The following is a 12849-nucleotide window of genomic DNA, read 5'->3' on the forward strand; positions in this document are numbered from 1 at the left end:
ACGGAAGGTGATGGCGCGCTTACCGTGTGTCGAGTTGGATAGCGGGAGTGTGCTGGCCTCTGGGGGCAGGATGCAGCGCAGGGACGGGTTTCGGCGCATCGTCAGCGAGTTCGGTGTGACGTGCAAGCAGGCATTGCTGCACGGTCAGAAGGAAGCCGCGATACGTCACGCAGTAGAGACGCTTCTCGTCGACGCGGCGAGCGTGTTGGGACTGCAGGTTGTCTTGCATGCCGAGGTCGCGATCGCCAAGCACCGAATCCGCCCTGACCTGGCTGTGCGGATTGGAAAGTTGCCGCGCGACATCGTCGGCTACGTCGAGTTGAAGAGCCCGGACAAAAGCGTGATCCATCCCGGCGGGCTGAACCAACGCGACCGCCGGCAGTGGGAGGGCATGGCGAAACTCCCCAACTTGATCTACACCAACGGCCAGACGTGGATCATGTACCGCTCAGGCGAACAATACGGCGAAGCCATCCATCTCGAAGGCGATCTGCGTTCCGCCGGCTCCCGCTTGCGGCTGCCAATAGCCGGCGAGGCGGCCTTCGAAGCGATGCTGACCGCGTTCTTCGGCTGGCATCCACATCCGCTGACGTCGATGCGGGAGGTGGTCGCGCAGGTAGCTCCCCTGTGCACTCTCCTGCGTGATGCCGTCCACGACCGGCTCGACGCCGAAGCCGGCCTTCCACACAACCGGCGTCCCTTCACCGACCTGGCCTCCACCCTTGAAGTCGATCTGTTTCCCACCACCGACGACCGGGACAAACGTGCGGCCTTTGCCGACCGCTATGCCCAGTCCGTCACCTTCGCACTCCTGCTTGCCAGTTCGGACACCGCCGATGGCCACGACGGGGCACTGGCCAATGTGAGCCTGCATGAAGTCGGTCGGCGTCTGGGAGCGGAGCACTCCGTCATGGGGCGCGCTCTGCAGATCCTCACCGACCAAGTCGAGGGAGAGTTTCGCGACAGCCTCGACATGCTCGTTCGTGTCATAAACGCCATCGACTGGCCGAGTGCCCTGGTCGGCGACCCCGGCTTCCACATCCACCTTTACGAACACTTCCTGCAGGAGTACGACGCCGAATTACGCAAGGACTCCGGCACCTACTACACCCCAGCTACGCTGATGACGGAGATGATCCGCCTTGTCGACGAGGTGTTGGCCACCACATTGGACTGCCCAGACGGCTTCGCCGACCCTGGTGTGTCCATCATCGACCCTGCCATGGGCACCGGCACGTTCCTCACCGGCATCATCGACCTCGTCGCCCGCAAGCAGTCCGAGGGCGGCAACGAAGGCTTCCGCGCTGAATCCGTCCAAGAACTCGCAGGCCGACTGATCGGCTTCGAAAAGCAGATGGGTGCCTTCGCCGTCGCTCAGATGCGCGTCGGGCAGATGTTGCGTTCTCTCAACACCCGGGTTCGGTTGGGCGACATGCGCCTGCATCTGGCCGACACCCTTGCCGATCCTTGGCGGCCAAGTGAACTCTTCACTCGTTACGGAGCTCTGTGGGGGCCTTTGCGTGACGACGCCGAAGCCGCCAGCACCGTCCAACGCGACGAACGCATCACCGTCGTCATCGGCAACCCTCCTCACCGTGAACAGGCAGAAGGACAGGGTGGATGGATCGAGAGGGGCTCGCCAGACCGCGGTGCCCCACCTCTGGACGCCTTCCGGTTACGCGGCGCGGCGGGTGTGTACGAGAACAAACTGAAGAACCTGTGCACCTACTTCTGGCGCTGGGCCACCCACAAAGTCTTCGACCAACACGACGACCACCGCCACGGCGTCATCTGCTTCGTCAGCACCGGTGGATTCATCCGCGGTTCCGGTTTCCAGGGCATGCGCTCCTACCTACGACGCACCTGCACCGAGGGATGGATCATCGACCTCACTCCCGAAACGAAAAGACCTCCGCTCAACAGCCGCTTCTTCCCTGGGGTCCAGCAAGAGTTGGCCATCGCCATCTTTGTTCGCAAGCAGGGCGAGGGGCAGGATCAACTGGCCCCGGTCCACTACACGGCCGTCCATGGCACCCGCCAGAACAAAGAAGAGCAACTGCACGACTTGCATATCAACGGTCCAGGCTGGCGTAGCTCCCGGCTCGTCGAATCAGCACCCTTCACACCTGCCTCCCACAGCGGTTGGGACACCTTCCCAGCCATCACTGATCTCATGCCGTGGTGTAAGCCAGGCGTCAAGGCCAACCGGAACTGGGTCATCAGCCCGTCCAGAACCACCTTGCACCGACGCTGGAACCGCCTCGTCCAAGAGCGCGACCCCTCCACGAAACAGGCGCTGTTCAAGGAGACCGGCGATCGCACCCTGGACAAGAAGGCCCTCCAGATTCCCGGACACCCCCACCCACCGACCCTTCTCCGCCACGAGCAGAACCCCTGTCCTACTCCGATACGCATCGCACGCCGAGCCTTGGATCGCCAATGGCTCATACCCGACGGCCGCGTGATCGACCGCTCTCGTCCCGAGCTGTGGCAAGCCGCTGTCGACGGCCAGCTCTTCGCCGTCGAACAGCACACACAACGCCTGAAGTCCGGCCCGGCGCTGCTCTTTACCGCCCTCATTCCCGACAATGACTATTTCAAGGGAAACGGCGGTCGCGTCCTGCCGCTATTTCACGCCGACCGAACCTCAAACATCGCCCCAGGACTTCTGCACCACCTCGCCAACTCCTACGGCCTCCAAGAAATCCCCCCTGAGGATCTGCTCGCTTACATCGCCGCCGTGACCGCCCACCCCTCCTTCACCGAGCTCTTTGCAGACGACCTCAACTCCCTCGGCGTACGCATCCCATTGACCGCCGCCAGTGACCTCTGGCGCAAGGCCGTCAGCCTGGGCCACCACGTCCTTTGGGCCTCCACCTTCGGCACACGTTGCATCAATCCCAGTGACGGCCGCCCGGCAGGCACGTCGAACTGGTGGCGACGCCTCCACCCAGAGATCACATACGCCCGAGAAGTCGCGCCTGACGTGCTCCCTTCCACGATCACCTACGACGCGGAGAACGAGCACCTGATCATCGAGGGAGGCGTCTTCACTGGCGTAACGCCGCCCATGCGCAACTACGCCACCGGCGGGCGCAACGTACTCGACAGTTGGCTCGGCTATCGCAGCGACCGCGCCACCGGCAAGATCACCAGCGATCTGGACCGCGAGCGCCCTGAGCACTGGGAGCACGAATGGAGCCGGGAGCTCGTCGAGATCCTCGCCGTACTCAGTCACCTCACCTCCCTGGAACCGCAGCAGGCAGAGCTACTCGAACGCATCGTGACCGGCCCTCTCATCGATGTCGCCGAGCTGAATCGACGCTGCGTCCTGCCAGTGCCCGAGCACGCCAAGCACGCTCGTACCGGCCCGGAAGACACCTTCCTACCAGGCATGGAAACAGTCGATGGCCAACCGCCCGGACCCGTCGACCACCTGACGCCCCCGAACGACTTCCCAGCTACCGCGCCACCCGGGCGGCACTCACCTGTGCGGCCCGGCCCACACGCTCGACGGCGCCGCGGCCGAGCCTGATCAGCGCGGAGGGTGGGTCAGTTCGCGGTTCGCGTACGCCCTCACCCACTCCGCTGCCGACGACCTCGCCGCTCCTCCTGTCGCTTCTGACGGATTGTCGAGTCCTGGGTTCCTGCTCCTTTGAGGAACCGACCAGCGACGCCGTATGTGCGCCACGACTCTGACGCGCCACCTGCTTGAGCAACGCACCGCTCAGGGCGCTGTCAGCGGCTCAGCTCGTGCGACTCCCACATGCTCCGCATCTGCTCACGTGCCTGATCTGAAGCGGGAACTCGCTCAAAGACACCGGGGGAGACCCGATGAATGATGTCAATCCCGTAGTGGTGCAGAAGGAGGCGTTCCTTGGGCGCGAGAGGTTGAGGGAAGAGCGCTGTGAGACGATCGACCGCGCCGGGGGCATAGCGCGCGTAGTCGAGCAGTTGGGCCAATGCCTCACGTACGTAGCCACGCTCGACCCGCGACTTCGCCTCGATGAGCTCGCGACCCTCGGGACCATTCAGAAAAATGTCACAGACGCCCGCCGCGCTCGCGAAACGGATCGCTGTCGTGTCGGTGAGACTTCCGCAGAATTCGATGACCAACGCCGACTCGTGCCGGTTGTAGAGGACCTGCTGCGCAGCTCGCTCGACCGTTGTGGAGCGGATGTGCTGCCGTTCCACCGGCAACTCGCTGACCGGGCGGGGCGGTGCCACAGCGCCGGCATCCTCCAAGGCCGTCCTGGTGGTGATGAGCAGACCGTCGATTCCTGCACGAGCCCGTTCACCCGAGAGCACCAACTGTCCTGGGTACTGGAAGTTGGACTTGTAGCCGAGGAGGGCACTCAACGTGGTGTACGGAATCTCTGCCAGCCCGAACTCGCGCAGGCTGTAGACCGTGTGCCAGCTCTCGCCGCCCTGCTTCGGTGGCCACATGACGTCGGCGAAAGAGCTGTTCTGGAAGATGGCTCCGATCTCGCCGATGGCACGCACATGGTTCTTCCCGGTGAAGAGCACCACGTCACCCGCGGCGACTTCTGCCATCTTGCCGTCGTGACCTGACGTGGCACCCCAGAAACGGGCCTGCCCGTCCGGGTGGAACTCCTTTAGACGGCCCAGCTGGTCGTCCGTCAAACTCTCGGCGTACTTGGAATCGGTGAACGTTACCGGCTGGTCCAGAGTGTCCTTCCAGTGCCGGCGCGACTCGGCACTGCCGAACGCCGGGGAGACCAAGAGTCGTGTGGCGAAGCCGGAGTCGGCGGAGTCCTTCCCTGCTCGGGGGCCCTCGACGCGGAAGCCCAGTCGGGTCAGCACCGGGACAACGGTCGCAGCACCTCCGGAGAAGTCTCCTGATCCCAAAGCGTGACCGTTCACATGACGGTGAGCCACTCCGACAACGGCCTTGGAGTCATATCGACGGCCGTCATGATGGATCAAGTAACTTCGCGCCGGCTTGAATCCGTACTTGGCGAGGAACACCTCCCTGCCGAGTCCGTCATACTCCGCCAGTGTTTGAAGCACATGATCACGGGTGACGTTATCGATTCCCACACTCAGATCATATGACTATCAATCAGCTTGGCGACGGTCAGCAACAGCGCCTGCATCAAGCTGCGGCGCCCTCGGCAGGCACCGGGGCATCACTCACTACCTCTCCGGCCTGAGGCTTCTCTCCCAGGGGGTGGCGTCGACCGGGCTCGGACTCTCGTCCGGGGCCGTCGTGCCCCAGCTGGTCAGGAGGCGGAGGTTTTCCGACGCGGGGGTGGCGGGTTGGGTGTGGTGGATGGTGAGGGTTTGGTCGGAGCCGTCCGGGAGTTGGAGGGTTTCGTACGAGAGCGTCAGGTCGCCGACCAGGGGGTGGTGGAGGCGAGTCGTGCCGTGGTGTTGTTCCTTGACGTCGTGGTGGGACCAGAGGCGGGCGAAGTCGTCGCTTGCGGTGGAGAGTTCGTCCACCAGTGACCGCAGCGCCGGGTCGTCGGGGCGGCAGCTCGCGTGGAGGCGCAGGGCTCCCACGGCGGCTGCCGCCTGTGGTTCCCAGTCCTTGAACAGCCTTCGGGAGTCGGGGCCCAGGAACAGCAGCCGGGCCCAGTTCCGTTCCCGGGGTGGCAGTTGGTCCCAGTCGCCGAAGAGTGCCGTCGCCGTGCGGTTCCAGGCCAGGAGGTCGGAGCGCCAGCCCGTCACGTACGCCGGTACGCCGTCCAGGGACGTCAGCATCTCCCGTAGCGCCGGGCGCACCCGCTGCTGAGACGGCAGGGGCGCGGGCTGTCTGTTCGTACGGTGGCACTTGGCCAGGCGGGTGAGGTGTTCGTGCTCGGTGTCCGTCAGGCGCAGGGCTCGGGAGAGCGCGCCCAGGACCTCCGCCGACACGTTGTGGCCCCTGCCCTGCTCAAGGCGGGTGAGGTAGGCGACCGAGACCCCGGCGAGCTGCGCCAGTTCCTCGCGGCGCAGGCCCGGTACCCGGCGGTGGCGCCCGTACGCCGGCAGGCCCACCTCCTGCGGGGTCAGCCGCGCGCGGCGAGTACGCAGGAACGCGCCTGTCTCGGCGTGGGGGTCGAACGGGTCCAGGGCCATGCGATCCACGGTACGTGCGCCGGCCGCGGCGTGGGTGTTCCTGTCAGTAGCAGGAACCGCCGTCACACGCTCAGCAGAGACCTGGCACGCCCCCGTCCCACGGGCGAGGCTCGCGGCATCCACCGCGAGTCATCCACTGTGAGGGGACACGTCTCATGTCAGGCAGCTCGGCCACGAGTGAACAACGGAAGGACTCCCAGCGCTGGCCCGCGCGGCTGTGGGTCTCGCTGCTGATCTTCAGCGGGGTGATCCTGCTCGACGGTCTCGACATCTCGATGATCGTCGTCGCCATCCCCGAGATCCAGCAGGAGCTGGGGATGAGCACGGCCACCGCCCAATGGCTGGTGGGCGCCTACATCCTGGCGTTCGGCAGCTTCCTGTTGCTGGGCGGGCGGGTCGCGGACCTGTTCGGCAGGCGGCGGGTGCTGGTGATCTCGATGGGCGCCTTCGCCGTCGTGTCGCTGTTCGGCGCGCTCGCCGACGACGGCACCCTGCTGATCGTCTCGCGCTTCGTCAAGGGCATGGCGGCCGGCTTCGCCGCGCCGGCGGCCATGTCACTGCTCACCACGACCTTCCCCGAGGGCCCGCAGCGCAACAAGGCGTTCGGGATCTTCAACGTCTTCGAGGCGTCGGGGTACTCCTCCGGCCTGCTCGTCGGCGGTCTGCTCGCCGGGCTGAACTGGCGGTCCATCTTCATCCTGCCGATCCCGCTCTCCGTACTGCTGCTGATCGGCGCGCTGTACTTCCTGCCGCCGGACCCGCCCCGTACGAAACGCCCCCGGCTCGACCTCGGCGGCGCCGCCACCCTGCTCGCCGGGATGTTGCTCCTCGTCTTCACCGTGGTCTCCGCGGCCGACGTCGGCTGGTGGTCGTGGCGGACCGTCGGCGGGATCGCCCTGTCCGGGCTGCTGTTGGCCGGGTTCCTCGCGATCGAGCGCACTGTGAAGGAGCCGTTGATCCGGCTGGGCATCTTCCGTAACCGGGAGCTGGTCACCGCCAACATCAGCATCGCGCTGCTGTACGGGGGCGCGATGGGCTTCCAGTTCGTGATGGCCCTCTACCTCCAGGACCTGGAGGGCTGGCGGCCGTGGCAGATGGCGCTCGTACTACTGCCCGCCGGGCTCATGGTGGTCGTCATCGGGCCCAAGCTCGGCGCCCTGATGAACAGGTTCGGCGTGAACAAGGTGCTGATGGTCGGGCTTTTCGCCTTCCTGCCCTCCTATCTGCTGATGCTGCGCATCGGTCCGGAGCCGGATCTGTGGACGGTCCTGCTGCCCGCGTCGCTGCTGTGGGGTGTGGGCTTCGCGCTCAGCATCGCGACGCTGATGGTCGCCGGGACCAGCGGGGTGCCCGACGAGGAACAGGGGCTCGCCGCGGGGATGCTGAACAGTTCGCTCCAGGTCGGCGGCGCGTTCGGACTCGCCGTCGTCACGGCGGCGATCATGCCCGGCACGGAGCTGTCCATGCTGCGGCCGGGGCTGGTGGTCATCCTCCTCTTCGGGGTCCTGACGCTCCTGGCGCAGCTGACACGGAAGCGCGCCTGACGCGGCGGGCGGCGGGGGCTCGGACCACGGCGGGCGGGGTGCGGAGAGGGTCCGCGCCCCGCCCGTCGTCGCCGTCCCCATCTCACACGGTCACCAACTGCCTTAATAGTGAAGGCTGTTGACTATCCGTCGATCCTGTGGCCAGGGTTCTGCTGGACAGCGGTGCGGACTCGGAGTGATCATGTGTCTGCTGCGGGGTCATTTTTTGGCATTCGAGACCGTGAGGATGAGTCAGCTGGATGGCAGTTCCGCTTCGACTATCTGACCGTGCCGCCCCGGTTGCCCGAGGAGGGCTCGCCTCGTGACCCCTTCGGACGAGAACGAGCACCCCGTCGAAACGGAAGTCGAAACGGAAGTCGAGACGGAAGTCGAGACGGCCGTCGAGACGGCCGTCGAAACGGGGGGCGGGAAGGCAGCCGGGCGCGCCGCCGAGCGGTCCCCCGGCCAGCCCGGCCACCCCGAACAGCGCCCGCCGACCCTCCTGCGGGTGCTCCTTGAACGACTCAACTGGGCCAAGTTCGCCGTCTTCGACGTCCAGTTCAGCCTCGCCGCCCGCCGCGCCGCCAAGGAGTACGGCAACAGCCGCGTCGGCAACGTCTCCGTCTCCCGGATCACCTTCAAGCGGTGGCTGGCCGGGACGCAGTCTCCCCAGGGCGACGCCGCGACCGTCCTCGCGTACATGCTCGGCGTCGAGGTGGACCTGCTGCTCCAGCGCGTACCGAGCCGCGAGGTGGTCCCCGCGCGGCTGCCGCACGGTTCGTCGCTCGCCACCGCCCGCTCGATGGACGCCCTGTGGTCCAGTTCCTCGCTCTCCCCCTCGGAGGCGGCGGCCGGCACGGGCGGGCTCTGGTATCTGGACGGTCTGCGGATCTTCGACGGTACGGCGGTGCCCGCCCAGATGTACGAGGCGGCGTCCCAGGACGACGTCGTGTCGATCGCTGTCGAGGAGAATCCTCATCTACGCGCGTTCGTGCAGCCCGCGCGTCGCGCCTTGCTGCTGGCCTCGCTCGGCGGGAGCGGCGGTGAGGGGCTTTTCGTGCTCGATTCCGCCCGCGCGCGCTACCAGTTGGACGCCGATCCACGCGGGACGCTGCCGATACCGAAGCCGTACCGGCTGGACGATCTGACCTTCGGCATCCTGTGGGCGATGCTCAACCTGGAGGACAGCCTCCTCGCGGACGACCACGTCCTCGACAGTGAACACCGTGAGCTGGAGAGCCATTTAGCGATGCCCCGCTCAGCCGTGGCACGTTCGGCGGTACCCGAACTGTCCCGGGTGGGAGCGGCCTGGCTGGGCTCGTACTTCTGCGCGCTGCACATCGACCGCCATCTCGGCGAGGTGACCGAACCGCCTGTCTTCTGGACGCGTGAGCAGACGGGCGAGGAAGGCGCGGCCTGGCTGTTCTTCCGGCACAAGCACGAGCACCTCACCCGTGCGGCGGCCCGGCGCGCCGATCCCGCCGTCCGGCCGGGGCACGCGTTCTGCATACCCGAGCAGTCCGTCAAGGAGAGCGAGCCCTACGAGCGGATCCTGCTGTTCCTCACCGTCGCGCTGATGGAGATGCACGGACTGACCGTGTGGGTCTGCGCCGAGGAGGAGTACTCGCAGATCGACGAATTCGTGCTGGCACCCGACGACCGGGTGATCGTGGCCAACTGGCTTCGCTCGGACGGTATCTGGCGGGTCGGCATCACGGACCAGCGGTCCCAGGTCCGTACGTACACCCAGGCGATCGACCATGCCCGCGCACACAGCGTGATCGACGGACCCTCGTCCGCGCACCGACTGCGGGCCCTGGCAGACTATTTGTCGATCGACTGGCCCTGGCTGCTTCGCCGCTGCCAGGAGTTGGGGGCGTACGGCAGCTCCGGCATGCTCCGGCCGCGCAGCCGGCTGCTCAGCATGGACCAGCTGGACGAGGTCCTGCGCTTCGTCGGTGAAATCGATACGAAGTGATGCCGGACGGGGCGTTGCGGCGGCGGGCGCGTTGCGGCGGGGGGCGCGTTGCGGCGGAGCACGCGTAGCGCCGGAGGAAAAGGCGACGCCGGACCCGTAATAGCGCCAACCCGAAGTCACGCCGGGCCGAAGTGACACGCGTCACGGGCATTCACGGCCGCGACCACCAATTCTCCCCCTTGTGAAGGTCAAGCATGATTGAAGTCCCTTGCAGCTGGGCAGAGTTGAGTGGAGGATTCCAATGCGTGCTTTGAGAGGTTGCTCCTCAAGCCCCGCTCAAGTTCTCCTCACCGTCGGCCCCATACTGATCGCCCCACCCGGCGATATCGATCGTTTGGCGGTCGCATCCCCGTCGCGCCGCGCCGACGGCCTCTTTGCGTTCGAGCCAATAGCCGCTTTTGCGCGGTTCACATTGTGAAGCCGCTGGGGTCAAGCGACCGCTGAACGACCCCTTCCGCCCGTGGCGGCGAACACGCCCACGCACCAAGCTTGTTATGGCTCTTAATGACGCTGGCATGTGCCTGTCCCACCCGTCGCCCGTCCCTCATGTGAAGGTCCTTGAATGACTGGGGAGTTGACGGCGGGAGTACGAGGGCCGGCCGTGGCGGAGGCAGTCGCCGCCTCGACAGGCCCCGACGGGACGCGTGCCGGTCGAATCAGGGGCCCTGGAGGACCTCGGTCCGCAGAAGGGGCCGGTGATAGCATCCCGGCATTCGTGATCTTGATCCACCAGCCTCAGACGCTGCTTCGCGACCGGCCGCCCCCGCGCTCCACCCAACAGCGGCCGGGCAGGACCGAACAGCAGCGTCGCGGGTCCTCGCGAGGTGCATCCGTCGCCGTCCGCATGACATGCGCCGGGAAAGGTTTCCATGATTCAAGACGCACTTGTGTGGTGCTTGGTTGCGGTGGCGGCGATAGCCGTTGTCGCGGTCGTGGCACTCGCCGCCCGCAACAGAGCGCTGGGGGCCAAGAAGGAGCAGAGCGACGCCGAACTGAGGCGCCAGCTCCACATGTCCGACAGCCAGCTCCAGCTCTCACGAGCGGAGTTGCAGAGGTTCACGAACGATCTGGACAGAACTCTCCGAGAGGCCCAGGAAGCGGCTGAGGAGAACACCAAGGCGGTCCTCAAGGGTGCCGCCAGCTTCCTGCAGAGTCTCGCGGCGGAGCAGACGACGCTCCTGGACGACGTGCAGCGGAAGTACGGCGGCCATGCCGTGCTCAGCGACCTGCTGGAAGTGAACCACGCCAACGCGCAGATGGCGCGCAAGGCGCAGGGCATCGCCGTCATGTGCGGTGCGCCGCTCGGCCGCCGTAAGAGGGCCGCCAGCGTCTACGACGTGGTGCGCAGTGCCCAGGGGCAGATCCGCAACTTCCACCGGGTCTCCGTCATGCAGCAGACCGGTCTCGCGCTGAAGGCGTCCGCGGTCGCTCCCGTGGCCCTCGCCGTGGCCGAACTGCTCGACAACGCCGCCAGCTTCTCCCAGCACGACGCACCGATCGAGATCACGTTCCAGCGGATCCAGAACAACCTGTGCATCGTCATCGACGACGCCGGCGTCAGCATGAACGACGAGGACCGGCAGCGAGCGACCGAGCTGCTGTCCGGCGACATCGTCCCCCGTCTGTCGCAGCTCGGGAACCAGCCGAAGTTCGGCTTCCCGGTGATCGGTCTGATCGCGCGGCAGTACGGCTTCCGGGTTGATGTCACCGGAGTCTCCCGGTACGGCGGCGTCCGGGCCGTCGTCCTGTTGCCCGAGGAGCTGTGGACCGTGGAGGAGACACCGTCGTCCTACGACGCCCCCGTCAGCAACATCCTGCGTACCGAAGGGCGCCCGTCCAACGGGTCGCGTACGACGCACGGCCTGCCGAAGCGCGGATCGCGCCAGGCACCCATCGCGAGCGTGCCCGACCCCGAGGGCACCCCGCCGGCGCCCCGGGCCCCCGAACCCAGCCGATTCTCCGGACGCAGTCTGGGGGCCTTCCAGCGCGGCACGCTTTCCGGCCGCAACCTTGATGCCACGCCGCTCGAAGGGTCCGAAGACGCATGACCGCAGACCTGTCGTGGATGCTTGAGGACATCGTGCACAACGTGCCCCGGGCACGGCACGCCGTCCTGCTGTCCGCGGACGGCCTCCCCCGTGGGTCCACCGAAGGCCTGGGCGAGCAGGACGTGCGTACCGTCTCGGCCGCCATGGCCGGGATGCAGTCGCTCAGCCGTGCCACGGCCCACTTCGCCGGACCGGAGGAGGACCGGCAGTGGAACCAGACGATCATCGAGTTCTCCCACGGATGGAGCTTCCTGATCGGAGCGGGGCAGGGGGCCTATCTGGCCGCCGCCGCGGCGCCCGATGTGGACATGCAGCAGATCTCCTTCCGTATGCAACGCCTGGTCGCCCGGCTGGGCAACAACCTCACCTCACCGCCGAGGCTGAAGACGGAGAACGAGGCGGGCGCGCGGGGCAGCGGGCCCGCCAGACGTGAGGGCAGGCGCGATTCGGGCTTCGTACTCGCCGAGCTCGACGAGGTCGTCGACGAGGTGGAGGGCGCCCGGCACGCCGTACTGCTGGGGGCCGACGGTCTGCCCCGCGGCTCGACCAGTGGGATGAGCAGAGATCTGGCGGACACCATCGCCGCCGCCATGACGGGCATCCACGCGTACAGCAGGGTCACCTCGCAGTTCGCGGGCGCCCTGGCGGATGCCGAGTGGCGGCAGACGGTCATCGAGTTCCAGCACGGCTGGATCTTCCTCATGGCCGCCGGGCCCGGGGCCTTCCTGGCCGCCGCCGCCCAACACGACTGCGACATAGAGAAGTTCACCACGCGTCTGCACGAGGTGGTGCCCAGACTGACGACGCCGGCGGCACGGGGAGAGAGGGCGGGCCATGCCTGACGAGCCCGAGCAAGAGCTGGAGCTGACGTCCCCGTTGGTCCCTCTCTTCGTGATCACGAACGGCCGCGCCCTGCCTCCGGACCACCAGTACGAGCACACCACCCTGGTCATGGCGGCACCGGACACGGCGGGCGTGTCGCGCACGCTTTCCCCCGAGGTGGGCCAGGTCCTGGACCTGATCACCGAGGGTTTCCTGTCCGTGGCCGAGGTGGCCGGGCACACACATCTGCCGCTGGGCATCGTGCGCATTCTGCTCGCGCAGTTGGAGGAGGACAGCCTCATCCTCGTGAGGAGGCCGGTACCGCGCGCCGAACGTGTCGACAGAGAGCTGGTCAGCGCCGTGCTCGAAGGCCTCAAGAATCGATTCGGAGCGTAAC

The 12849-nt window shown here is 66.7% G+C and carries 8 protein-coding genes; 6 read left to right on the forward strand and 2 right to left on the reverse strand.

The genetic code is table 11. The features are described from left to right. Window positions 1-70 precede the first annotated feature (70 nt). Complete coding sequence (locus ACFT9I_RS29965; protein WP_382569363.1) at window positions 71-3535, forward strand: type ISP restriction/modification enzyme; 3465 nt, start codon at window positions 71-73, stop codon at window positions 3533-3535. Window positions 3536-3738: 203 nt separating this feature from the next. Here the strand turns inward: ACFT9I_RS29965 and ACFT9I_RS29970 are convergent, their stop codons facing one another. Further along, the gene (locus tag ACFT9I_RS29970) at window positions 3739-5061 is read right to left on the reverse strand and encodes a hypothetical protein (protein ID WP_382569365.1); all 1323 of its coding nucleotides are present in this window, start codon (window positions 5059-5061) and stop codon (window positions 3739-3741) included. Between the two features lie 96 nt (window positions 5062-5157). Then, entirely contained in the window at window positions 5158-6081 is a 924-nt protein-coding gene (locus ACFT9I_RS29975; RefSeq protein ID WP_382569367.1) for a helix-turn-helix transcriptional regulator, read from the reverse strand. A 155-nt stretch (window positions 6082-6236) separates the two neighbouring features. Between ACFT9I_RS29975 and ACFT9I_RS29980 the strand changes: the two genes are divergently transcribed. From ACFT9I_RS29980 to ACFT9I_RS30000, 5 genes are all read left to right on the forward strand, one after another. Beyond that, on the forward strand, window positions 6237-7625 hold the full coding sequence (locus ACFT9I_RS29980; RefSeq protein WP_382569369.1) for an MFS transporter: 1389 nt from the start codon (window positions 6237-6239) through the stop codon (window positions 7623-7625). A 301-nt stretch (window positions 7626-7926) separates the two neighbouring features. Next, the gene (locus tag ACFT9I_RS29985; RefSeq protein ID WP_382569371.1) at window positions 7927-9582 is read left to right on the forward strand and encodes a hypothetical protein; all 1656 of its coding nucleotides are present in this window, start codon (window positions 7927-7929) and stop codon (window positions 9580-9582) included. 869 nt (window positions 9583-10451) lie between these two features. Beyond that, window positions 10452-11630, forward strand: a complete 1179-nt coding sequence (locus ACFT9I_RS29990; protein ID WP_382569373.1) for an ATP-binding protein — start codon at window positions 10452-10454, stop codon at window positions 11628-11630. Continuing rightward, window positions 11627-12472: a roadblock/LC7 domain-containing protein gene (locus tag ACFT9I_RS29995; protein WP_382569375.1), complete on the forward strand. Its 846-nt coding sequence runs from the start codon at window positions 11627-11629 to the stop codon at window positions 12470-12472. Before ACFT9I_RS29990 ends, ACFT9I_RS29995 begins: the two co-directional genes overlap by 4 nt. After that, window positions 12465-12848, forward strand: a complete 384-nt coding sequence (locus tag ACFT9I_RS30000; RefSeq protein ID WP_382569377.1) for a DUF742 domain-containing protein — start codon at window positions 12465-12467, stop codon at window positions 12846-12848. The genes ACFT9I_RS29995 and ACFT9I_RS30000 overlap by 8 nt, the downstream gene beginning before the upstream one ends. Window position 12849: the final 1 nt, after the last annotated feature.

The organism is Streptomyces sp. NPDC057137, assembly GCF_042670825.1.
GTDB lineage: Bacteria > Actinomycetota > Actinomycetes > Streptomycetales > Streptomycetaceae > Streptomyces.

What these genes read in the sequence shown, in the direction of transcription:
- ACFT9I_RS29980 (WP_382569369.1), top strand. Translation starts at nt 6,237, where the DNA reads ATGTCAGGCAGCTCGGCCACGAGTGAACAACGGAAGGACTCCCAGCGC.
- ACFT9I_RS29965 (WP_382569363.1), top strand. Translation starts at nt 71, where the DNA reads ATGCAGCGCAGGGACGGGTTTCGGCGCATCGTCAGCGAGTTCGGTGTG.
- ACFT9I_RS30000 (WP_382569377.1), top strand. Translation starts at nt 12,465, where the DNA reads ATGCCTGACGAGCCCGAGCAAGAGCTGGAGCTGACGTCCCCGTTGGTC.
- ACFT9I_RS29990 (WP_382569373.1), top strand. Translation starts at nt 10,452, where the DNA reads ATGATTCAAGACGCACTTGTGTGGTGCTTGGTTGCGGTGGCGGCGATA.
- ACFT9I_RS29975 (WP_382569367.1), bottom strand. Translation starts at nt 6,081, where the DNA reads ATGGCCCTGGACCCGTTCGACCCCCACGCCGAGACAGGCGCGTTCCTG.
- ACFT9I_RS29995 (WP_382569375.1), top strand. Translation starts at nt 11,627, where the DNA reads ATGACCGCAGACCTGTCGTGGATGCTTGAGGACATCGTGCACAACGTG.